Genomic DNA, 22,435 nt, shown 5'->3' on the forward strand with positions numbered 1-22,435 from the left:
GGACAATATGTCTACTAAAAGAAGTGTTTTGCTGGTTGATGATGTTGAATTGTTTCTCGAACTTGAGCAGACTTTTTTCCATCGCAAAGAGCTTGATCTCTTGATGGCGATCGATCCAAAAGAAATCAAGCAGCTGATTATCAAGCGCAAGCCTGAGCAAATGAAACAGATATCTGAGAGTTTGCAACAGGTTTATGAGGCCAACCAGAGCGATGAGCGTTTTATGGCCAAAGTCGGATGTAAGAACATCGATGTCACCCCATTGGAGCAATTCCACAAACGGGTTAGTGACGTGATTCAGCGAGCGACTCACTGATCTGGTAAATAATTTGGAGCGTTCTGCCCCAGATCCGTTTCACGGGACCACTGATTTCAATTTATATTTGTTGGCCGATGATTATACCCAGGTACGTCAGGTAGAAAAGGTACTCAAACTTTCATCTTCTCTCCTATTTGTTCTGTGATTTCATTTATTTGTCTATGCTTTCCTCCTGTGGAGAAACAACATTAATTGTCGACTGTACACACGAACTGTGGATAGCTTTGTGAAAAACTGTCCGTATCTCTCCACAGGTTCCCGCCACTGCGCACCTCTTTCCTCATTGCATAAAATATAAGCATTTCTTCGAACCGGGTTTAGGGTATAAAAACAACTCAAAAAAGGTTCATGAAACAATAAAGACGACCCCTTTGAGTTTGACCTGAAAAATGCTCTATGGTAACAGAATCGTTCATTCTGGTAGCTCATGCAGATAAAGGATTTAGTCATGCGAATTACTCCGACCACTGAATTAACCAACCGGTTTCTGACCCTGCAAAACTTGCTGCAGCAGCAGCAAATCGATGCCGCTTTTCTGGTGCAGAATAGCGATCTTTTCTATTTCACCGGCTCTATTCAGCAGGGGGTATATTACCTGCCGGCGGAAGGGGAGCCGGCCTATCTGGTACGCAAGGATTATGGTCGAGCCCGGATGGAGTCTGGGTTGAAAAATGTACTGCCGCTTTCCAGCTTAAAGCAGCTTTTTGAACAATTGCGCAGTCTGAATATCCCTATACCCAAAAACGTCGGTATGGAGCTGGATGTTCTGCCGGTTCAGCAGTTCAACCGCCTCAAAGATCTTCTGGCTCCAGCCGAGATTGTCGATTTGTCCCTGTTGTTGCGACAGGTACGGGCGGTCAAGAGCGATTACGAAATCGGTATTCTGAAAGATAGTGCGCTGATCATGGACAAAGTCTTCCGGCATGCCAAAGAGGTAATCGCCGAAGGTAAGACCGATATCGAGGTGGTTGCAGAACTAGAATGCTTCGCGCGTAAAGAAGGACATCAGGGGATAACCCGATTTCGCGGGTTCAATTCAGAAATCTCTTTTGGTCATGTGTTTTCCGGTCCCGATGGGGCTGTCCCGACTTTTTTAGATGCCCCTTTAGGGGGGATGGGGCCAAACCCAGCAGTCGGACAAGGAGCAAGTTACAAAATAATCGCAGCAGGTGAGCCGATCATTATCGATCTGGTTGTCGCTTTCGATGGTTATCTGGTTGATCAGACGCGCACCATGTCGATCGGCAGACTTCCTGAACAGCTTCGTAAAGCTTATTTCGACATGTTGAAAATTCAGGAGCATCTCTTTGCAATTGCCAAGCCGGGGGTCGCATGGGAACAGATATATCTTGAATGTTGCCATCAGGCAGGTGAAATGGGCTACCGTGATCATTTTATGGGAGCAGCTGGAGCTCAAGTTTCTTTTGTCGGTCATGGAGTCGGCATCGAAGTCGATGAGTACCCATTTATTGCTCGAGGGTTCAAGGAGCAGACCTTGGCTGAAAATATGACCTTCGCCTTTGAACCGAAAGTGGTTTTTCCCGGCCTTGGTGCGGTGGGGGTGGAAAACTGTTGGCGGGTTTCAAGTGATGGAATAAAACGCCTGACCTATACAGACGAGAGCCTGGTAGAGCTGTAATGTACCCATAGAAACAACAGAAGTCCCTGGGTAGTGAGATGCTTCTGTTGTTTCTAGTCATGAGCGCCATGAGTCATGCGCATTGCCCTTCTGACCATAGCGACAATCCGGACCGGATTAATTGGCTTGGGAACCACAAATCGAAGAAGCCCATTGCAAGTAGACAGTGTTCTCCTTAGTCCCCTGCTTTCGCCGAAAGGACAATAACCAGGATGTTCGCTACGCTCTGGTTCGCTTGGGGGGCGTGGAACATCTCCTGACCGTCCATGCGTGGCATCAGCACATTCGTGCTGATCTTTTAGGCCTTCAGCCCCATTTTAAGCTTTTTCGATGGCATAGCCTTCCTTTTTTAAAACTGTCTCGGCAGCATTTAGAACAATGTCCTGATCGTCTACAAGTAAAGAGATCTACTTTTTCGGTTTCAATTTTACCCAGATAATCCCCCTTGATTGCCGCTTTCATTTCTATCGGAGAAGAAACGCAAGGGGAAACATTAAGTCTGTTGAAAAGGAGAGGGTGTTTTGAACCTCGATGCCGAGAGGGTTCAACATCGCAAGGGACAGGAGCCTGCCTTCAATTTATTAAAGGAAAATCCAATTTGGTTAAAGCCCTTTCGGTATCGCACAGATCGAGAACTTAAAGCGGAAAGTTGTAACGTGCAAGACCTTTGGTATAACGGAAACCGAACTGCTTGGCCAGTCCTCTGGCGATACCCTCTTCGAGAACGACCTCCATCTCCTCAAGGATTTCACCCAAGCGTTTGTTTTTTTAGGGCGAGTTTTTTTTCCAGGGGCGCGGCATCGATGATGCTCAAATCGATCAGAGTTCCACCCAGCATTTTTCTTGCCATAATGCGATCCGTTAGCAAAACCTTCTCTGTTTAAGAGCCTGAAGCTATACGAAATCTTTTAGGATGTGAGTTAAAGTCAATAAAAAACAAACATTTTTCTTCTAGCAAGGGAGAAATTACAAAGTGTTTGTCTGTCTGTTCACTAAACTTCATCACCTTCCAATGAGAAGATCGCTTCAAGACTTTTGAAACCGCCAGTTTTATCCTGCATATGTTTCTCGATTGCCAAGAGCCGTTGTCGAATGTGTTCTTCAACGATCAGTCGAAGTTTTTTGCCGCGCGCCAAATTTTCTTGTTTTATGCCTGCCAAGCCTTCAAGGGAGGCAGGGGCCATCGCAATTTCCAGCCTATTTTGAAAGAACATTTGTAGCTGCTGCTGGTAATCATTGTCGATATAGAAAACCTCTGGTACCAGCGATGAAAAACTGGAAACTGCCACTACATCTTTACCGATCGTTCTGTAAGCATCTAGAACTTCAGGCTCCATGTCGAGATAGTTCTGAACCGGCATATACATCCGCTGCAGGTACTGGAGTACCTTTTCCGTTTTCTTATGATGTCCGCCGATGATAACTGAGGCGCCAATCTCACCTTTTCGCGCACCCTTTATCCAAGGGGCACCGGTTATCCCGAAGTCATTCAATACCGGAAGATGAACCAGGACAGACAGGGTGTTGATTGCCAGGGCAAAACCGGCTGATGGGCCGCCGACATTGTAGGAAGTGGAGAGCAACTGGTGGTGCAGGGAATAACCATCCAGATATTCTCCAAGTAAGCGCGAGAGGTTGATCTTGGGTACCAGCGATTGAAGATAGGTTTCGACCAACGTTAAGGCCTCACGAGAGCTTTGGTGGGTCATCTGTACCGCAAGGTCGAGCTCGGCACCTGCTGCAGCACTGGTAGAAACGGCACCGGTGACAACGATCTTTTCCGGGAACATCCGGTAAACAAGTGCCGAAGCGATCGGCAGGAGGATGCCACTGACATCGTTCGCGCCGACGCCGACCACGAAGCCGACTTGTGGTTCCTCAGAGAGTTCGGTTTCCAAAAATTCATCCAACTGTTGTTTGCTTTTGCGTAGCGGGCTGCTCGCTAGTTGCTGACGGGCAGTTTGCATGTGCCAGGCGGTAATCGGAAAATCTTTATCGTCTTCAATTTTTGCAAGACGTGAGATAATTTCGTCGAGCCTGCTCAACATCCCATCCTCACTCTGTCGAGCAGTTTGGGTCAACGTCGAGTCGGGCATCATGCCTTCCAGTAAGCCGAGGAGGATTTTGTAGTTGAAACGAACAAAGCGGGATTTTTCTTCACTAGTTCCGCTACTAATCTGTTGCGCCTTGCGGATGACTTCTAGTTCGGTCGTGCGCAATGAACGGACTTTTTCCGCATATGCAGTGTAATCGGCGGGGGTTTCGCAAAGTGCGTTAGCCTGCCGGGAAATCTCCCCAATCGTCAGGCCATCGGCCAGAGGAATTCCCGCCATCTCCTGGGCGATGATGCTGGTGCAGTCTTCTTCACGTAAATGGCCTGTGACATTGAGCACTTTCAAACGTTTCGAACGGATCAGCGCCGGGTCGATAATGTCGAGGCGGTTGGTGGTCAGCACGGTAAAGACTCTATGAAGCGGAGTTTCACCATCGATGATGGAAAGGAATTTATTGGTGATCTTGTCGTACGGGCTACCGCCCTTTTGGCGGCGAGGGGCGACTGCGTCCCCTTCGTCAAAAAAGACCATAGCCGGTGAGATCATCTTGGCGATGTCGTAAATCCGCTCCAAGTTGGCAACCATCCCTTCCAAGGGGTTGTTGACATCGGTTAGGTCGGTAAGGTTGGCGCAGATGTCCTGTACATCGTGGTTATCCCCAAGCCAGGCTCTCACCATGAAGGTTTTCCCCGAACCTGGCGGGCCGGTCAAGACTACCCCCTTTTCATCGTTGATGTTGTAAAAAAGGGAGTTGTTGGCCATTTCCGAAAATTCGTTTTTGATCCCACCGATATACTCTTTCCAAGCGATGCTGCGATCCATCTGGGCAACCACTTTGCTGTAGATCGACCCGTGAACGTTGCGAGCTACCGTTTTCAAGGCGTCGCGGACCAGCAGTTGATCGTCAAGGTGGTTTGGGCGAAAGCTGCCTTTGATGGTAATCAGAGAGGAGATCAGTCGCCGTACATAGGCCGGAGTGATGCGCAGACTGCGTTGGTGGAAAATCGGGTAGAGCTTCTCAACTGCCTGGTCGAGCTCTTCTTCGGAGAGGTGCGGGGAGTGCGGGGTGCGCGGATCCTTGGGATGATTCTTGCGACGTAACTCCAAGCAGACCACCTCGCGCAGATTGGCCGGGTTCTCCCAGATATCATTTACATCGATGATAAGGCCACGTTCGACAAAGCGCCGGTAGATGGCTGGATCAAGCTGTTCCGGCTGGTCGGTGGTGGCGATCAGGATACAGTCGCGGCGACCATGGGCGATCTCGTCGAGGATGATGTTGGAAGTGTCAACTAGGGTCGATTGCTGTGACTTGATTGAGCTGCGTTCGTCCGGTACACCAAAAGCAGAGTGGGCTTCTTCCATGTGTCTTAGGCAGAGGCGTGCCGGGTTGCCCATCGCCTTGCGCAAATAGTTGCCCGGCTCTCCGGCCAGCGCAGTCTGGTAATCGTTCGGGGTGATCATCGCGTAATCGATGCGGACCCCTTCTTCATCTAGCGAAGAGAGCGCTTGGCTGATCCGGTTGCGAAAGAGGTAGCGAACAATCGGTAGGCGGGAAAAAATTCTCAGCTTCGCCCTTTTGCGGCGTCGCTCGATGCGGATTGCCAGCTCCGGGTCGACTTCGGCGAGGCTGCGCCAGAAAGGTTGATTCGCCATCACTTCGTCACGCTTGGCCTTCAGGTCGACAACTGGAGTAACCTCCGAAGAGAAGAAGGTTTCCTCGATCGCCTGCTTGATGGTGGCGCTTTTGCCACTGCCAGAGTTGCCGATCACAAGTATCAGCGGAGCACGAGGTATCTCCGGATCGTCCGAGTATTCTTTAAGGATGAAAGCGTGATAGAGTTTATCGAAAGTTTTGCTGAGGGATTTAGGCACGAAGGTGTCGATGGTTTCCTTTTCCAGCAAGGAAGTCAGGTACTGATGGTCGTGCTGGTCCAGCTCTCTGGAGAGGATTCGGTTCCAGGCAGCGGTTGCGTTCTGAGACCCGGCTGCTTCAAAGCGGTTGTGCCAGTCGTTGAGTTTTCCCGGATCCTGCAGCAGGTCAAATTTGCGCTCTTCTTCTTTGAATAAACCTTGAATTAACAGGAAAATTCGTTTGGTCAGGGAACGAGTTGGGGTGTACTGGTGTAATCGTCTCAGCACGAAGCGGCGTGTTTCGCTGCTCCAACTGTTTACCAGCGCCTCAATCTGCTGAATTCTTGCTTCGGAGAGACTGACGTAAATCGGCGCTCTGGTTTTACGGGTTTGGGGCATAGCGCTTTCCTTTGTCGTTAGCCGGCTGCGGCTGCAAAGGCATCGGTGACGGCAAGGTCACCGGAACTGCTGTGGCGGTATTATTTAGCACAAAAGTGTTCTGCCCCTGTTGATTCTTTTCGTAAGCCGTAGCCCATTTCTGTTGATTGAGAAAGTCGAACAGGGATGGGTCGTTCGCGCTACTGATGCCAAGTGCTTTGCGCATCTGCTGAATTGACTCGCTGTAGGCGGCATACAGCTTGCGGGTTCGACTGGCCTCCAAATCGGCAGCATAGTTTTCGGCCTCGGCGATCAACTCACGGCGCTTTTTCTCTTCACTCGCTTCGGCGAGCTTTTCACCGTAACGGGTGTCGCGCAAGACGAAAGAGATGATCTCGATGCCATATTTCTGCTCCAGGGTCAGGCCGCCTTCGTTAATCGGCCTGTCTTTCAGAGTGCGGTAGATCTGTTCTTTAATCCTGGCCCGGTCCGAAATCAGCTCATTGATCGTTTCTCCCTGCATGACATCTTTAACGATCCCGTCGAAATCAGTCTGTAGCAGGGTAAGGGGGGAGCGGTTCTCGATTCCCCAGCGATTCAGGTCGCGGATGCGGTAGGTCAACATGGCGCTTGTCCAAAGCGCTATATTCCCTTTCGACATGATCCGCTGTGGTTCAATGGTGTTGCCAAGATGCAGTTCCTGGTTCATTAGCGGAACTTCTAGCTCCAACTGGGTAAAGATTGGCAGGCGGAAGTGCCAACCGACCCGGGTGATCGCATTACGCTCCCCGCTAAGGGTTTCGAGGATGAAGGCGTAATTCTGGCGTACCTTATAGAAAGTTCTGCTGGCGTAAACCATGGCGATGCCGCTATATGCCAAGATAAAAATGAAAATAGTCACAAAGATACGTTTGAAGAGGGCCTTTAAGCGGGCACGATGGAGTAAGCTCGATTGTCCTTCCTGGGTCACAACAGGCCTCCTGGGCATCAGCCGCCGGTTGGGGTTGCTTCACTTGTCGATAATTGTTGATGCTATAAATCGAAGTTTAATGATAGCAGGAATGAAAATGATTTCCAGACAAAAATAGAAAAGCGTTTTATTTTAACTTAAAAACTTTATTTGGATTCTTGTGGCTAATGCCATTTTTGTAGGAGGGTGTTTTTTGAACTCGATTTTATGTTGGGGGGAAGAAGCTTTAAGTCGCTGATATATAGCGCTTTTGCATGTGCCAGAAAACAGCGTTCTATTATTTGTTTAGTAGTTTGTCTATTTCTTGTAGCGCTGATACTGCTCCACAGGGGAACGAAAGATGTGGTGCGCAGACCTGTGGTTCCCGCGGATTGATTCGCAATACTTTTGTTTGCTGCTGTCGTCCAAGCCGTTCGCTCAGGTTACGAATCGTCGGGATTGCAGACCCTGCTCCCATTTCGACAATAACCATCTGGCCATTTTGATTCTGTTGCAGGAAAGCGTCAAAGTTATCTTCCTGGGCCGCAGTACGTTGATGCAGCCAGGAATAATCACCAAACATCAGGATATTGGGGCGGGCTACTCGTTTGCAGTTGGGGCATTTGGGAGCAAGTTCGGCGCGCATGGTCGATTCATCGATAGGAATTTCTTCTTGGTTTGGCCAGATATTGCGATTACAGGGAACGGTGCATTGCAGATGATGAATTGAACCGTGAATTTCAAGAATCCGGTCTTCGCCAAAGCCGGATTTCTGGAACTGACCGTCGACATTTGAGGTGACGACGAAGTGGTCGAGCTGGTAGCGTTCAATCCAGTTGCGCAATAGGTTAAAGCCTTTGTGCGGGATTGTGCTACGGTAGAGGTTGGTGCGGTGGCCGTAAAAGCCCCAGCCGAACAGCGGGTCGCGTTCAAAATGTTCCGGGTTGGCTGCCTGAACAAAACTCAAACCGAGCCGTTCGTACATCGGATAAGCTTTCCAGAACCCTTGATCCCCACGGAAGTCGGGCAGTCCCGAATCGACCCCCATGCCGGCACCAGCGGTAATAATTATTGCAGTGGCGTTAGCAATTGACTCCGCAGCATCAGCATAAGGGTACTCTGACATGGGTTCTCCTGTGGTTAAATGGCAACACTTACCGATGTCGGGTTGAGGATTGTTACCAGCGCTTGCGGTTCGATTTCGACCAAGAGCCCGCGCTTGCCGCCGTTGATGCAAATTTTTTCCAATCCAAGGATCGATTCTTCGACATAAACCGGCAGCTCCTGCTTGGTCCCAAAGGGGGATATGCCACCGGTCTGATAGCCGGTTAGTCGGTCGGCCTTTTCCCGTGCGCAGGGACTTATTTGCTTGACTTTCAGTTGCCGAGCCAGATGTTTTAAAGAAACCTCGCAACTGCCGTGCATTAGAACGATCAGCGGGTGGCCCTGGTCATCCTCCATCACTAAGGTTTTTATTACTTGAAATTCATCGACGCCTAATTCGCGCGCACTGACTTTGGTACCGCCTTTGTCCTCGTACTTGTATGGCATCGGGACAAACTTGACCTTGTGTTGTTTAAGAACCCGGATCGCCTGGGTCATCGGTGTTTTGATTTTCGCCATTAGAGAACATACCTAAGGACCAGGGTGACAAGAACAAGCAGCAGGCTAAGCGCTGTCAGGACGACAAACAGCCAAGCGAGGAAATTAAAAATCGAATCGGTTTTCCGTTGAGCGCGGATGGTGGTCGGAATCAGCCAGCCGAAAGCGGCACCACCGAGCAAACCTCCGACATGGGCAGCGTTGTCAGCACCAACGACGAAGCCGAATACCAGTGCGATCACAACCCATTGAAAAAGAAAATTCCGTCGTTGAATACCTAGACTACCTCCGATGCGATGGTAATAGCTAACGGCAAACCCGAAAATGCCGAACAGCGCACCGGATGCGCCGACTACCGTGACCTGCGGGTGGAGCAGCAGTCCAGCAAGGGTGGCGACAATGCCGGTAACCGTGTAGATGACGAAGAAACGCTGCCAGCCTACTTCCGCCTCAATTAGTGGGCCGATCTGGTAGAGCACCACCATGTTGAAGCCAAGATGGATGATGCCGCCATGCATGTAGGCGTAAGAGATGCAGCGCCAGATATCTCCCAATTGGAAGACAAACGGCCAGTATTGGGCTCCCCATGCGCGGAGCAGGCGGATGTCGGGACTTAAAATCACCTGCATGCCGTGGCCAAGTACGGTGCCATGCAGCACCATCAGGGTGAACATCACGAGATTGGTATAAATAAGAATCTGCACCAGGGAATGACCACGTAGGGAGCGGGTGATAAAGAACTTATGGCGTTGGTAGTGGGCGTTCAAGTTTGGACTCCTCAGAAGGGATTTTCTTAAAATTAGCGCAGAAAATAAAATACGGCAAGTTGAGCCTCTGACACATTACGAAACAAGGGGCTCTCAGGTAGAGAACCCCTTGTGGCGCGAAACTTCTTAATTACTGAGCTTTTTTCAAATAGCGGTAGTAATCGGAGTCGGTTGAAATAATAAGCTTGCCATTCTCCTTGATCGCTTTCTTATACGACTCCAAGGTGCGCAAGAAGGCATAGAATTCCTTGTCTTGGTTGTAGGCGTTAGCGTAAATGGCAGCCGCCTGTGCATCAGCTGCACCACGGACTTCCAGCGCCTTGCGATAGGCCTCTGAGCTGATCTCCTTCAATTCCCGTTGCATCTGACCGAGGATTTCCGCTTTTTCTCCTTCCCCCTCGGAGCGGTATTGAGCGGCGACCTTCTTTCGCTCGTTGATCATCCGCTCATAAACCCGGGTTCGGACCTGCTCGACGTAGTTGATCCGCTTGATCTGCACGTCAATCAGCTCAATGCCGTATTCGGGGGTGCTAGTCTTAGCTTTTTCCAGAATGCCAGCAAGAATCTCCTCTCTACCGACTAGATCCTCCTTGGTGATCTTTTGACCTTCAACCTCGAAGTGTTCATCCTCCGCACTGACATAATCACTGCCTCGCACCAGCTCAACCAGCAGGTGGCCGGAAACAGCGTCGCGGACCACCGAGTCGATGATGTCGTCGAGGCGGCTTTGTGCGCCCCGTTCGGTTGCGACCGTCTTGTAGAAGGTCAGCGGATCCTTAATCTTCCAGCGAGCAGTAGTATCGACCCAGATAAATTTTTTATCCTTGGTCGGGATCTGGTTCGGGTCACCGTCCCATTTTAAAATGCGGTGTTCAAAGCGGATGACTTTCTGCATAAAGGGAATTTTAAAGTGCAATCCTGGGAAGATTACATCGCCGATCGGTTTGCCAAACTGGGTAACGATCGCCTGTTCCGCTTCGTTGACAACGAAAAGTCCGCCGCGGCCGATGATAAAAAGGGCAAATATCAGTACGATGAAAAAAGGTGCTTTTTTCATTTGGCACCTCCTTCCACTGCTTTACGCAAGGGGAGCAATGGCAACAGGCCGCCGTTGTTATCGTCCATGATGTAGGTTTCCTCAAGCCGGGGCAGAATCACTTCCATCGTTTCCAAGTGGATGCGCCGCCGGGTCACTTCGGGAGCTTTCTTGTACTCGGCCAGTAGAGCCAGGAAACGATTAGTTTCCCCTTGCGCCTTGTTGATCCGCTCGACGGCATAACCTTCCGCTTCCTGCAGAGCTCGTTTGGCCTCGCCGCGAGCACGTGGCACCTCACGGTTGAACTGCTCGCGCGCCTGAAAGATCAAACTCTCTTTCTGTTGTTCCGCTTCGTTGACCTCGTTGAAAGCGTCTTTTACCGGGTCGGGAGGGGTTACATCCTGAAACTTTACGGTGACGATCCGCACGCCGATGTCATATTGATTGAGTGTCTGCTGCAGGTTCTGCTGGATTTCGCCGGCCAGCGCAGCCCGCTCGGTGGTCAGAACCTGGGTGACATTGGCGTTGCCGATCGCTTTGCGGACCATTGCTTCGCAGATGTCGCGGATGGTGCCGACCGGATCCTGGATTTTGAAGATATACTTGAAGGGATCGGAAACCTGGAACTGGACGATCCATTCCACGTCGCTGACGTTCAGGTCGCCGGTCAGGGTCAGGGATTCCTCTTCCAGTCCTCGCTTACTGAAGCTGGAGCGGACCCCCGGGGTGACGGTACGGTAGCCGAATTCTTCTTTCAGCACCCGACCGGTCGGCACAAGATAGACTTGCTCAATACCGAATGGGATCTTGAAGTGCAAACCCGGATCGGCGAAGCCGGCGAACTTGCCGAAGCGAAGCACCACCCCGGTTTCCTCGGTGTCAACTTCGTAGAAGCTGCTGTACGCGCCAATGACGACCACCAGTAGCAGAATGACCAGCGGGAAAAAACCACGTTGCGGGTTGAATTTTTGTTTGAATTGCTCTCTAATTTCGATGACCTTCTTTTCCAGATCATCAGCGGAAGGACCTTGTCCCCAATCCTGCATCTTAACCTCTCTGCTTGGAGTGAGTGCGGGTTGCTGTGAGTTGTGATCGAATTATGACTATAGCATATAGCAGGTTTGCCCGAAGGTGAAACGGGTGAAACCGGTTTCTATATCAATTCTTTCAGCCAGCCAAGGGCGACAAAAGTGCCGATGGCGGAGCCGATGGAAGAGAACAGAAATACCAGCAGCACCCGGGCCAGGCGGTTGTGCCACCAGCCCTTTACGGTTACCAGGTCGTCGCCGACATGTTCCATGTCTCGTACTGTAGGGGGCGCGACCAGCGCCTGTACCAAACCGGTCACGAAACCGGCCCCGATAGTCGGGTTTAGCGAGGTCAGGGGGGCAGCGACAAAGGCAGTGATGATGGTCGCCGGATGGCCCCATGCCAGCAGTGTGCCTATGGCAGAGAGGACGCCGTTGGCAAGAACCCAGGCGGTGGCGGCATCGGCCAGTTGATCACGGTTCCCGAAAAAGAAACCGCCAACAAATAGGGCGATTACGATGCTCGGAAGCAACCAAGGAACCGCTTTGGAGAAGGCTGTTTTCGGGGGAATGGTGGTGATCTCCGAAATGGTTTCCGGAGCAATTTCTTCCCCCTGCAGATGCCTGATGATTCCCGGCAAGTGGGCTGCGCCGACCACGGCCAAGACCTTCTCACCGGGAGCATTGCGGATGTAGTAAGCCATATGCACATCCCGTTCGTCGACCAGGATCTGTTTAACCGAGGGGAGCAGTTTTCCCATCTCTTCCAGCATGCTGGAGAGAGTGTCGCTTTCACGCAGTTTAGCAAGCTCCGCTTCATCCAGTTCCTGCTTTTCGAACAGGCTGCCGAAAAGCGCTGCCATCACTTTCATTTTGTTCCACAGCCCGGTCTTGCGCCAAACGCGCAGCAGGGTGGTGCGGATATTGCGATCGACCAGCTCCACTTTCATGCCATGTTCTTCTGCGGCCTGGGCCGCCGCTGCCAGTTCGGCACCCGGCTTGACACCGGTCTGCAGTCCCATCCGTTTCTGATAGGAGGAGAGGGCGAGATTGGCGAGTAGGAAGGGTAGCTGCTTTTTTTTGATCACTTCTTTCAGATCAAGCGATTCCCAGCCCTTCTGGTTGAGTAGCGCTTGATAGCGCTGATGATCCAGTTCGACGCAGACGCAATCGGGTAGAATCGTATCGATGGTGGCGACCACTGTGTTGACAGATTCTTGTGAAATATGTGCGGTCCCGATAAGAATGATCTCTTTGTCGTCGATCTGAATGTGAGTGTAGTCATTATTGACAGACATCAGGGAGTATCCCTCCGAAAGTTGATTGGATTCAAGCAAGGCGGACAAGTCTAACATATGGCTCAGCCGCCCTGCTACCGATAAAATTCTGTCACTGTTGTTTGGAGAGGTTACATACAGATTTTTACCTTGCGTCAATAGGCTGGAAGAATCTTGAAAAGAAAATCTATAATTTGTTAGGGTAAGCAGCTGAGTTGAAAGTTTTAAAGGTGTTATAGTGTTCTGATTAGAGATATCCTTTTCTGAAAGAGAAGTGAAATAATTGCTTCTTAAGCCATTTGCGGGGAAATCCCGATCTGCTGATACAGAAATCTAGGGAGGTACAAAATATGATGAGGGTTCTGTCTTGTATCATCAAGGTGACCGTTCTGGTTTGCTTCATTCAATTATCAGCCTGTACCAGTTCTCAGCTTAAATACGAACCTCTCCCAGTGACAGCAAACCCGATTGAGGAAACCAATAAGCTTGAAACTGAACTTATGAACGCCCGACAGGAACAAGTGAACATCTTGTCTCCCACCTGGTACAAAAAGAGTGAAGGCTCTTTGAATCAGGCCAGGCAACTCATTTCGCAGAAGGGAGATATGGGAGCTATTGGGGATTCTATTTCACGCGGGTATGCAGAACTGAAAAAAGCGCGAGAGATGACTAAAATCTCTCGGACGGTGATTGCCGACGCCATAAAGGGTCGAGAATTGGCTCGGGTCGCCGGAGCTACAGCATTGGGAGATGATTACGCCACGATAGAAAGCCAGTTTTTCAACCTGTCCCGTGCAATTGAAGAAAACAATCTCAAATATGCTCAGTCGCAGGAAAAAGGGGTTGTTGATGCCTACCGGAGCCTGGAAATCAGAGCCATCAAAGAAAACACTTTGGGTGAGGTACGGAGTTTGTTGGCGCAGGCAGATTCAGCTGGTGCTGATGAATATGTGCCTAAGCAATATGCAAGGGCCAAACAGGTGCTGCAGGAGGCCGATGCTTTTATCTCCGAGAACCCTTATGCTAAAGAGGAAATGCACAAAAAGGCTGAGACTGCTCTGTTTGAGGCTGGTCGCGCTTTGCAATTAACGAGGCAGAGCAAATTTTTTGAGAAAATGGAGCCAGCCGAAGTTGCTTTGTGGTTGGACGATACGATGAAGCAATCAACCGACAGCCTAGGAGCTCCGGATATGCGCGATCAGCCTCTGACCATTCAGGTTGCCAACGTTTTGGGGACTGCCAATGCGATTAGATCCGACCGGGAGTTTCTAGCAGAGCGTAATAGTACCCAGCAGGCTGAACTTCAGGAGCTTCGTCAGCAACATTTCACTGAAATGTCTGAGCTTCAGTTGAAGCTGCAAAAAGAGGTAGGTAAAAATGAGCAGGTCGAAGCGGAAAAACTTGCCGAGCAGGAGCGTCTTGCCGCTGAGAGGCAAACGGTGGAAAACAAGCTGGCCGAGGAGCGCAGATTTAATGAGCTCTACAATCAGGTACAGGCTCTATTCACTAATGTTGAGGCTGAATGTTATAAGCAGGGGCTGCAACTGGTCATCCGTTTGCGGGGTATGGGATTCCCCGTTGGCCAAGCGATCATAATGCCGGAAAATTATTCATTATTGAGCAAGGTTCAACGGGCGATTCGTTCTTTCGACAGACCGCAAGTCATGATTGAAGGTCACACCGACTCAACCGGTTCTCTCGATCTTAACAACCATCTTTCGCAAATGCGCGCTGAAGCTGTACGGGAATATTTGCTGGCCAACGGTGTTATGAAAGAGAATAACGTCGTCGCTGTGGGGTTTGGTCCGAGCCGCCCCTTGGCACCAAACAACACTTCAGAAGGTCGCGCGCAGAATCGGCGCATAGATGTCGTTATTACGCCGTCAGGAGGACAACTTTCAATGTGATCTGGGTTCGTTTCGTCTGAGGGGGGAATTATTTTGAGCGGCATAAAACGGCTCAGCCCATTATCGGGCTGAGCCGTTTTAAAGATTATCGACTCTCCACTCTGCCGTGGGTCATTGGACTCACATCGAGTGCCAATGAGGTGGGACCGCTTGTGGGTCTTTTAGGCGTCCCACTCTGTGGTGGGCAGGCTCACCAGACCTCTGAAACAGTCCCGAAACTAAAGTATTCCGAGTGGACGTTCTGACCTCACCTGCAGAACAGAGAGTCAATCAAAACTGTCGTTATTATATATAAACAGTCGTTGCGGGTCAGCAAAAAAGTCTTTTTGAAAATATTAAATCCTGTTGAGTGAAATATCCGCAGAAAGCTGCTAATATTGCTTCCTCGGTTATTAATATTGAAGATGGATTGCTGCAGTGCTAGCCCAGCTTGTTGCGATTCAAATTTTTTCGGGCGACCAGCAATATTGGAAAAGGAGGAATTTGCCGATGTCCAAACAACTCGAAGTTTACAAGTGCCCCATCTGTGGCAATATCGTTGAAGTAATGCATGCAGGACCAGGCGCCTTGGTTTGTTGTGGCCAAGATATGGACCTGCTGGCGGAGAATACTACCGATGCGGCAACTGAAAAGCATGTACCGGTGATCGAATTGGGGGATGGCACTATCACGGTTAAAGTTGGCAGCATTCCGCATCCGATGGAAGATGCCCATTATATTGAGTGGGTCGAGTTGGTTGCAGATGGCAAAGTTTATCGCCAGTTCCTGAAACCGGGAGATGCTCCAGAAGCGACTTTCAATCTGGTTGCCAGTTCCGTGACGGCCAGGGAGTACTGTAACCTGCATGGACACTGGTCGGCGAAAGGCTAAATAGTTTTTCACTTGAGTAGAGACGGGCTGCCATTGATAAATGGCAGCCCGTTTTGTTGTCAACCGTTTCCTGGGTTCACGTTTACATTTGTAGAGCGATGTGAAACTATTCGGCGAATACCCAATGTTTGACAATTGCAGGTAGTTGCTGGGCACTTACAAACTTCCCGTCTGATATGTTACGCCTCTGCGAAAGTGTATGTATGACTATACGCTAGGGCTTCCAATACAACCGATTGATTTATAAAGAAAATTTCAAAACAGAATGAGTTTATAACGGTCCGAAATTCATCAAAAATACTCAAATTCAGGGAAATGTGTAAACTTTTGATCTATTTCAGCCTCAAAATTGACGGCAAAGGTTTACACTCTTTCGCTACCCTAAAAACTATTTTCCCAATTTCTCGGCAACGCTCTGTAGCTTGTCATCCATCGTCTGTTCACGGTCAATGCGGGTTCCTAGCTTGATGGTAGTACTGATGCGCGGTGCGCCTTCAGCGTGAATTTTCTCGTGGCAGGCTTTGATGGCGGCAAACACCTCATCAAACCCACCCTCAATGTTAGTTCCATATGCATGCAAACGATAGTCGAGTCCCGCGTCCTTCAGAACCTGCTGGCAGAGCGCTACATACTTAGAAACTGAGACCCCGACACCCAGGGGAACGACACATAAATCGACAATAACTTTCATTTCTCGCTCCTTTCATCGGCCATTAAATTATCGACAGTATAGTGGCTCTCTGGGCAAGCAGGCAATGTTGTGAAGAACTATTCTGAACCTGCTCGCACCCCAAATAAAAATACGGAAACAACATTTCTGCTTTTTTTGAAAATTTTTCTGTTTCCAAATAATTCCAATCTCTGAATTAGCCAAGGTGTCTTGATTTAGGAAGATGATCGGTTATTGACATAGGTGTTTAATAACCTGCTGTATTTTTTCAAGCCGGGCTGGTTTAACTAGAACGTCATCCATTCCAACAGCAAAACAGTTCTCGATAGTTTCTTTCCGGGTTTGCGCAGTTAACGCAACAATAGGAATATGTTCCTCGTCCTGCTCTAGGCTACGGATTTTTTCGGTTGCCTCCAGTCCGTCCATTCCCCTCATTTGGATATCCATAAGAATGAGATCGAATTGACCTTTTTGCCATGCAGCAACTGCTGCAGCACCGTCATCAACAATTTCGACCCTCCACTGTGGTTTGTCCAGCAGGACTTTTAGTATCTCCTGGATTGACGGGTCGTCTTCTGCCAGAAGGATATGACGAACTTTGTTTGTCATGAGGATTTCGCAATCCTCGATAGCAACCATATCACGACCAATTGTACGGCGCTCAAGGAGTATCGGTAGAGTAAATAAAAATTCGCTACCGTTGCCTTCCTCGCTTTCGACCCAGATATCCCCACCCATAGGTTCTACGAGCCCGCGGCAAATGGCAAGCCCAAGACCGCTGCCCCCAAAGTGACGGGTGGACGAGGAGTCGATCTGAGTGAAGCTTTGAAATAACAGATGCATTTTATCTTTAGGAATTCCGCAGCCAGTATCCATGACCGAGAACAGAAGTGTCCCTGGAGATTTTTCATTTTCTGTTGAAGACAACCGAGTGGCCGTCACTGTGATCTTCCCCTGTTCCGTGAATTTTATCGCGTTGCTGATCAGGTTGAAAAATATCTGACGCAGACGCGTTTCGTCGCCAATAGTCACCTGGGGAACTTGGTCGGAAATATTTAGTTTCAGCTCCAGGCCTTTATTCTCGGCAGCTTCGCTTGATATTTTGAGTACCTCTTCAAGGCAGGTACGGATGGAAAAAGGTTCCTTTTCAAGTTCTAGACGGCCTGCGTCGATTTTTGAATAATCGAGGATATCGCCAATGATTTCCAGCAGGTTCCTACTCGCCTTTTCTGCGAGCTTTACGCAATATGATTCTTCTTCGGAAAGGTTAGTTTTATCCAGATGCTCCAGTGCGCCAAGAATCACTGTCATCGGGGTGCGAATCTCATGCGTCATATTGGCGAGAAACTCCCTTTTAGCCTTAACTGCGCTTTCTGCAACCTCTCTGGCATTTGCAAGATCCTTTTCCGTTTGCTTTAAATCATCAATGTCTGTTGTTGTTCCCAGCCATTTGTAAATATGATCTTGGTCATTCCGTACCGGAACTGCACGTGTCAGATGCCAACGATAGGTTCCATCTGCACAGTGACAGCGGTGCTCTATTTGGTACGAGTTTCCACTTTGCAGGTTTTTTTGCCAACCCTTCGACGTATACTCAAAATCATCAGGGTGGATCATCGCTTCCCAACTCCAGAAGCCGTCTGAGCACTGAAATAGATCAAGGTATTCATTGCTTCGTTTGTTGATATAATCGATCTTGCCATTGACTAGGGAGGACCAGACCAATTGAGGCATTGCATCGGCAAGCTGCCGAAAGCGTTTCTCACTCTCTAATAGCTTTATCTCTGCCCGTTTGGGTCGAGTGATATCTTTCGCCATTCCGAACCATTCGCGAATATTCCTATTTTCATCCAGTATGGGCACCGCACGCGAGCTAGTCCAACCGATAGTATTGTCCTTCCGCTGAACCCGGTGTTCCAGGTCGAAAGGGGTCTTCGTGCGGATCGCTTTTTCGATTGTTTCGATAACTAGGGGTTGCTCTTCTTCTGGAATATAATTCTGTAGCCAATCACGATCCGGGTGATCAGTATTCGCCAGAAAATCATCGCTTAACAAATAATTCATTTCTTTCCAGTCTGGACTCATGCAGTAAACCACATCTGAACTGGCGGAAACCAAAGCTCTTAGACGTTTTTCGCTCTCCTGAAGGTCTTTCTGGTGGTTCTTGTTTTCACTAATATCAATCAGGTTCAGGATGATGCCAGCGGAAGAATCAGTACTGCTGTCCTCTGGGACAATGCGTGCAAGAAACCATCTCTGATTTGAAAGCATTAACTCCTTTTCCGCAATCTTGCTTGTTGTTAGTACCCTTTTGATGTCTTTGATAAAGTCTGGATCGTCGAAGAAAGTGGCAACTTTATGAAAAGGTTTACCAATATCGGCTGGGGTTAAGTGCAAAAGCTTCGCTGCAAGAGATGTGACTCCCCTAATTCGCAAATCAGTGTCGACCGATATTGCGGCGATATGTAGATTGTTGAGCAGTTGTTGGATATCGATGTCGGTCTGGATAGGGTTCCAGATAAATGATTTATCAGTTTGTGAGCCGATTTTTGTTCCCATAGCAGCCACCCCATAAGGGCAAACCTGACTTGCCTCGATTAAGTGACCTTTTTAGTTTCTCTTGCCCTGTTATAGCAGGCCTTGGTAATTTCGTGGCGGATAGCATACGTGACCAGATCGCCGCCGTTATAAACTCTTAGTTTTTTCTTCTTCGATGAACAGAATTTTTGTTTTCTCCACGCCCCTCCAGTGTTTCCTTAAAAAAGTGATCAAAACAACATAACGGGACTGGTTGGACTCAATTGTGCACGCTTTTTTTATGAGTTTAGCAGGAAGCAAATCGTTTGCAGTGTCCATCCTTCAGTAAAGGATTTTTACCCTGAAAAGAAAAAATACTGTCATGGAAAGATGTGGGGACACCGTTTAAAATTTAACTCTCTAGTATTGAAAGCTTCATAGAACAATCATCAGGGCCTTCGCTGGAGATGTTCTCATATAATCGGAATTGTGATTGCCAAGGAACATATTTGCCTGCAGAGGAACGAGATATGTCTTGGTTTTCAGTCTTCCTGCCAGCTGAATAAACCAATTATTGCCGGCAGGGAGTGCAAGATCTCCAGTCTGGTTACGAATGGTTGCCACGATTGAAAGGGAGACAGTTCATTCTTCGCCTAAGGCTGGCGTTGGTAGGAAGAAAGGGTGCGAAAGTCTATGAAGCTCAAACCTAAAGGCCTATTGCTGGAAGATAATGTGTTCTACAGAGAGTATATAACCGGAATTTTAAATGAGCTCAATTATGAGGTGTTGGCTTACTCCGACCCGACGCGCTACCGGACTTGTCATCCTGCGCAAGAGTGTCGAAAGTCCACCCCATGCGTTGATGTCATCGTAACCGATAATTTGATGCCAAACATGACTGGGCTAGATTATTTGGAATCCATAAAGCGCACCAACTGCAAGGTTCCCGACACACACAAGGTTCTCATCTCTGGTAGCCTGGGAGACGAAGAGTTGGCAAAAGTCGAACGCCTTGGATGTCAGTACTTTCTTAAGCTCTTTGACTTGTTGGAGTTTTCATCCTGGCTTGAGGACAAGGCCGAGTTGCAGGTGGATTGTCACTGAATTTCTGCGCTTCGAGTGAAAGGCGGCGATCATTATGAAAAAGGCACTGACAATAAGATTTGGAGCGCTAAACTATAAATATCTTTTAATTGTGCTGATTGTCCTCGTGTGGTTGCCGGTTAGCAATTCTTTTGCGGTTAAAACAACAGCAGTCCAGACCCTCGACACGGGAGAGACCCTACATCTTGTTTTTATGAGAGAAGAGGAAAAACTTGCTCGTGATGTCTATCTGACTTTGGGGGAAGTCTATCCGGAAAACCAACAATTTAAGTCTATCGATGGTTCTGAACAGAGACATTTTGATACCATGAAAGAAAAACTTGATCAGTACACAATTGAGGATCCAAACACAGATACAAGTATCGGAATTTACACTGGAGATGATTTTGGGTGGTATTTTACTGAAAAATTTAATGCTTTAGTTGACCGCGGCCAAGCAAATGAACTGGAAGCACTTTATGCTGGAGCTTTTATCGAAGAAATAGATATGCATGATATCGTTCACTGTCCCGAAGTCATCGTAGAGTCGGAAAATGGAGTTGGTGAAGACGAGTGTGGCCTCGATTATACCGATGAAAAGCCTCTACAAAAAAGCTATACAAATTTGTTGGAAGGCTCAAAAGATCATTTACGCGCCTATGTCAATGCTATTGAAAAAGAAATTGGCACGGGGAACTATGTAGCGCAAGTTTTGACTCAGGAGGAAGTTGATTCAATATTAGGTCGTTAAAACCGGAAAATTTATTATGATCTGCCTATGATACATAATGCTCAAAAATAGCCCAACCGGTTTTCAGTCGGTTGGGCCTTCTTGTTTATATGCTGTATGTTTGTCAGTATCCTTTTGGGATTGTTTGCACGCGTCTTCCACTTCAAAAATCTCGAAACCGATGAGTAGAGAAAATTGCTGATCACGCGCGGGTAATTCCGTGGCGGATAGCAAGTTTTGTCAGATCGACGACATTATCAACTCCCAGCTTTTTCATCAGCGAGGTCCGATGCTTAGCGACAGTATTGACACTGATGTAGAGACTCTCGCCAATCTCTTCGGTTTGTTTGCCTGCGACGATAAGTCTGAATACCTGTTTCTCGCGTTCAGTCAGTTCTGACAACGTTCGATCTTCCGGATCTTCTTCCTGATGTGACTTCAAATAATTTTCAATGATATTTCGGCTGAATTGCGTACTGACCCAAAAACCGCCACGTTGAACTAAGTTGATCGCCTGTTTCAGGTCATCAGGTGAAGCCCCCTTGACGACATAGCCACGCGCCCCGGCAAACAGCGACTGGTAGACAAACTTTTCTTCTGTGTGGGCAGAAAAAACAATGATGCTAATCTTGGGGTCGGTGCCACGATAAAGACTGATTGCTTCCAGTCCATCCATATCCGGCATTTCCAAATCAAGCACAACGACATTCGGATGCAATTTTTTCAAAAGCGTTAGCCCGGCCATTGCGTTGCTAGCTGTTCCGATAACTTCCAGATTAGGGTCGAGATTTAAGAAAAACTCTAACCCTTCACCAATAATCGGATGATCATCGACAAGTAAAATAGTTGTCTTTTCCACAACTCAAGCCCCCTCAAAAAAACATAAACAAATCAGCATCGGTTAGTGCCGCTTCAAATGGTTGATGTCTGTTGATAGATTTTATCAAGAAAAAATTTTTTTTTTGGAGTGTATACGTTGTCTTTGGGTAAAAATATATTACTTGGAAAAGGAAAAATGCCGTTATGGCTCGAAGCAGATGATCGGGCTAAAATTTGATGGCGCATTAAGAAAGCATACTTTGGTAACCACATTTACAAATTCATCTTTGAAGAGGTGTAATTTGTCACAGATTTCATTTTCGCCTTGATCAGCAGTCCTTTCCCGCTCTGATTTTCAGTAAAAAAAATCTACTCCAAAAAGAACAAAAACTGCCATAGAGCAACCTGTAATCCACGGCTATGATCATCTATACATAGACCGAAAAAACAGCTTTCAAGGCCTAGAGGTAGGCGACTTGTGGAAAGTGGTTTTATTTCTTCTAAGTCCTGTCATCCTTTAGGGCAACCCTAACTAGTTGATTAGGAAAGGTTCTAGCCACGGAGGGTAAATTGTAGAACATAAACAGTTCAAAAATGAGGAAGGAGGACGAGATGGAAAACGATGCGAGGTACTTCGTTGAAAGTCCCGAGGGCAAGTGGCCGTTGGCAGGGTATCTGACTCTGTTGCTCGCCTTTTTGCTTGCTCTTCCGACGAATAGTGTGGCCGCCAAAGGCGGCATCCCTGGCCCCCCGACTGGAGGTGAAGCCTCGAACAACCTGTCGATGCCGGCGGTACAGACCGAGTCGGTGAACTCGATCCTGGCCAACTGGAGCACACCCTCGGAGCCGGTGCTTGGCGTCCACTATTCCTATGGCTGTGATAAAGGGGAAAGCGACGGTAGTTTCAGTTACCCTAACACATCCTGCGTCGACAGT

General features: G+C 48.5%; 18 protein-coding genes and 1 other RNA gene. 7 read left to right on the plus strand and 12 right to left on the minus strand.

The window, feature by feature from the left end; translation table 11 throughout:
* The first annotated feature begins 7 nt into the window (after positions 1-7).
* Both Q7J88_RS15175 and Q7J88_RS15180 read left to right on the plus strand, forming a co-directional pair.
* On the plus strand, positions 8-316 hold the full coding sequence (locus Q7J88_RS15175; RefSeq protein WP_303723081.1) for a hypothetical protein: 309 nt from the start codon (positions 8-10) through the stop codon (positions 314-316).
* 451 nt (positions 317-767) lie between these two features.
* Complete coding sequence (locus Q7J88_RS15180; protein ID WP_303723082.1) at positions 768-1,958, plus strand: Xaa-Pro peptidase family protein; 1,191 nt, start codon at positions 768-770, stop codon at positions 1,956-1,958.
* A gap of 992 nt (positions 1,959-2,950) precedes the next feature.
* Here the strand turns inward: Q7J88_RS15180 and Q7J88_RS15185 are convergent.
* The 8 genes from Q7J88_RS15185 to Q7J88_RS15220 form a co-directional block, all read right to left on the minus strand.
* Positions 2,951-6,265, minus strand: a complete 3,315-nt coding sequence (locus tag Q7J88_RS15185) for an AAA family ATPase (RefSeq protein WP_303723083.1) — start codon at positions 6,263-6,265, stop codon at positions 2,951-2,953.
* Entirely contained in the window at positions 6,249-7,214 is a 966-nt protein-coding gene (locus Q7J88_RS15190; protein WP_303723084.1) for an SPFH domain-containing protein, read from the minus strand. The genes Q7J88_RS15185 and Q7J88_RS15190 overlap by 17 nt, the downstream gene beginning before the upstream one ends.
* Positions 7,215-7,491: 277 nt before the next feature.
* Entirely contained in the window at positions 7,492-8,319 is an 828-nt protein-coding gene (locus Q7J88_RS15195; RefSeq protein ID WP_303723085.1) for a Sir2 family NAD-dependent protein deacetylase, read from the minus strand.
* Between the two features lie 14 nt (positions 8,320-8,333).
* Positions 8,334-8,816 (minus strand): Cys-tRNA(Pro) deacylase, encoded by a 483-nt coding sequence (ybaK, locus tag Q7J88_RS15200; RefSeq protein WP_303723086.1) that lies wholly within the window; start codon positions 8,814-8,816, stop codon positions 8,334-8,336.
* Positions 8,816-9,562 carry a rhomboid family intramembrane serine protease gene (locus Q7J88_RS15205; protein ID WP_303723087.1) on the minus strand — a complete coding sequence of 249 codons (747 nt, stop codon included), beginning with the start codon at positions 9,560-9,562 and terminating at the stop codon, positions 8,816-8,818. The genes ybaK and Q7J88_RS15205 overlap by 1 nt, the downstream gene beginning before the upstream one ends.
* Before the next feature lie 130 nt (positions 9,563-9,692).
* A complete protein-coding gene (gene hflC / locus Q7J88_RS15210) occupies positions 9,693-10,619 on the minus strand; it encodes a protease modulator HflC (RefSeq protein ID WP_303723088.1) in 927 nt (308 codons plus the stop codon).
* A complete protein-coding gene (gene hflK, locus Q7J88_RS15215; protein WP_303723089.1) occupies positions 10,616-11,644 on the minus strand; it encodes an FtsH protease activity modulator HflK in 1,029 nt (342 codons plus the stop codon). The genes hflC and hflK overlap by 4 nt, the downstream gene beginning before the upstream one ends.
* 107 nt (positions 11,645-11,751) lie before the next feature.
* Entirely contained in the window at positions 11,752-12,924 is a 1,173-nt protein-coding gene (locus tag Q7J88_RS15220; RefSeq protein ID WP_303723090.1) for a TraB/GumN family protein, read from the minus strand.
* Positions 12,925-13,253: 329 nt separating this feature from the next.
* Here Q7J88_RS15220 and Q7J88_RS15225 point away from each other — a divergent pair, with 329 nt between their 5' ends.
* Positions 13,254-14,810, plus strand: a complete 1,557-nt coding sequence (locus Q7J88_RS15225; protein ID WP_303723091.1) for an OmpA family protein — start codon at positions 13,254-13,256, stop codon at positions 14,808-14,810.
* An 89-nt stretch (positions 14,811-14,899) separates the two neighbouring features.
* Here the strand turns inward: Q7J88_RS15225 and ssrS are convergent.
* Positions 14,900-15,078, minus strand: a non-coding RNA gene (ssrS, locus tag Q7J88_RS15230) — 6S RNA.
* A gap of 221 nt (positions 15,079-15,299) precedes the next feature.
* Between ssrS and Q7J88_RS15235 the strand changes: the two genes are divergently transcribed.
* A complete protein-coding gene (locus Q7J88_RS15235) occupies positions 15,300-15,680 on the plus strand; it encodes a desulfoferrodoxin (protein WP_303723092.1) in 381 nt (126 codons plus the stop codon).
* Between the two features lie 388 nt (positions 15,681-16,068).
* On the opposite strand, the gene Q7J88_RS15240 is transcribed toward Q7J88_RS15235, so the two are convergent.
* On the minus strand, positions 16,069-16,371 hold the full coding sequence (locus Q7J88_RS15240) for an MTH1187 family thiamine-binding protein (protein WP_303723093.1): 303 nt from the start codon (positions 16,369-16,371) through the stop codon (positions 16,069-16,071).
* A gap of 210 nt (positions 16,372-16,581) precedes the next feature.
* Positions 16,582-18,909, minus strand: a complete 2,328-nt coding sequence (locus Q7J88_RS15245; protein ID WP_303723094.1) for an ATP-binding protein — start codon at positions 18,907-18,909, stop codon at positions 16,582-16,584.
* Between the two features lie 651 nt (positions 18,910-19,560).
* On the opposite strand from Q7J88_RS15245, the gene Q7J88_RS15250 reads away from it, so the two are divergent.
* The gene (locus Q7J88_RS15250; RefSeq protein ID WP_303723095.1) at positions 19,561-19,971 is read left to right on the plus strand and encodes a response regulator; all 411 of its coding nucleotides are present in this window, start codon (positions 19,561-19,563) and stop codon (positions 19,969-19,971) included.
* A 34-nt stretch (positions 19,972-20,005) separates the two neighbouring features.
* The gene (locus Q7J88_RS15255) at positions 20,006-20,701 is read left to right on the plus strand and encodes a DUF2202 domain-containing protein (RefSeq protein WP_303723096.1); all 696 of its coding nucleotides are present in this window, start codon (positions 20,006-20,008) and stop codon (positions 20,699-20,701) included.
* Positions 20,702-20,882: 181 nt separating this feature from the next.
* Here the strand turns inward: Q7J88_RS15255 and Q7J88_RS15260 are convergent, their stop codons facing one another.
* The gene (locus Q7J88_RS15260; protein WP_303723097.1) at positions 20,883-21,539 is read right to left on the minus strand and encodes a response regulator transcription factor; all 657 of its coding nucleotides are present in this window, start codon (positions 21,537-21,539) and stop codon (positions 20,883-20,885) included.
* Between the two features lie 572 nt (positions 21,540-22,111).
* On the opposite strand from Q7J88_RS15260, the gene Q7J88_RS15265 reads away from it, so the two are divergent.
* Positions 22,112-22,435, plus strand: a 324-nt coding sequence (locus tag Q7J88_RS15265; RefSeq protein WP_303723098.1) for a hypothetical protein, incomplete at its 3' end; no start/stop codon positions are given.

Origin of the sequence: Malonomonas rubra (assembly GCF_003247215.1) — a bacterium.
Classification (GTDB): Bacteria; Desulfobacterota; Desulfuromonadia; order Desulfuromonadales; family Geopsychrobacteraceae; genus Malonomonas; species Malonomonas rubra_A.

Excerpts from the sequence above, each read along its gene's own strand:
- Q7J88_RS15175 (WP_303723081.1), top strand. The coding sequence starts at position 8 with ATGTCTACTAAAAGAAGTGTTTTGCTGGTTGATGATGTTGAATTGTTT.
- Q7J88_RS15180 (WP_303723082.1), top strand. The coding sequence starts at position 768 with ATGCGAATTACTCCGACCACTGAATTAACCAACCGGTTTCTGACCCTG.
- Q7J88_RS15185 (WP_303723083.1), bottom strand. The coding sequence starts at position 6,265 with ATGCCCCAAACCCGTAAAACCAGAGCGCCGATTTACGTCAGTCTCTCC.
- Q7J88_RS15195 (WP_303723085.1), bottom strand. The coding sequence starts at position 8,319 with ATGTCAGAGTACCCTTATGCTGATGCTGCGGAGTCAATTGCTAACGCC.
- ybaK (WP_303723086.1), bottom strand. The coding sequence starts at position 8,816 with ATGGCGAAAATCAAAACACCGATGACCCAGGCGATCCGGGTTCTTAAA.
- hflC (WP_303723088.1), bottom strand. The coding sequence starts at position 10,619 with ATGAAAAAAGCACCTTTTTTCATCGTACTGATATTTGCCCTTTTTATC.
- hflK (WP_303723089.1), bottom strand. The coding sequence starts at position 11,644 with ATGCAGGATTGGGGACAAGGTCCTTCCGCTGATGATCTGGAAAAGAAG.
- Q7J88_RS15220 (WP_303723090.1), bottom strand. The coding sequence starts at position 12,924 with ATGTCTGTCAATAATGACTACACTCACATTCAGATCGACGACAAAGAG.
- Q7J88_RS15225 (WP_303723091.1), top strand. The coding sequence starts at position 13,254 with ATGATGAGGGTTCTGTCTTGTATCATCAAGGTGACCGTTCTGGTTTGC.
- Q7J88_RS15235 (WP_303723092.1), top strand. The coding sequence starts at position 15,300 with ATGTCCAAACAACTCGAAGTTTACAAGTGCCCCATCTGTGGCAATATC.
- Q7J88_RS15240 (WP_303723093.1), bottom strand. The coding sequence starts at position 16,371 with ATGAAAGTTATTGTCGATTTATGTGTCGTTCCCCTGGGTGTCGGGGTC.
- Q7J88_RS15245 (WP_303723094.1), bottom strand. The coding sequence starts at position 18,909 with ATGGGAACAAAAATCGGCTCACAAACTGATAAATCATTTATCTGGAAC.
- Q7J88_RS15250 (WP_303723095.1), top strand. The coding sequence starts at position 19,561 with ATGAAGCTCAAACCTAAAGGCCTATTGCTGGAAGATAATGTGTTCTAC.
- Q7J88_RS15255 (WP_303723096.1), top strand. The coding sequence starts at position 20,006 with ATGAAAAAGGCACTGACAATAAGATTTGGAGCGCTAAACTATAAATAT.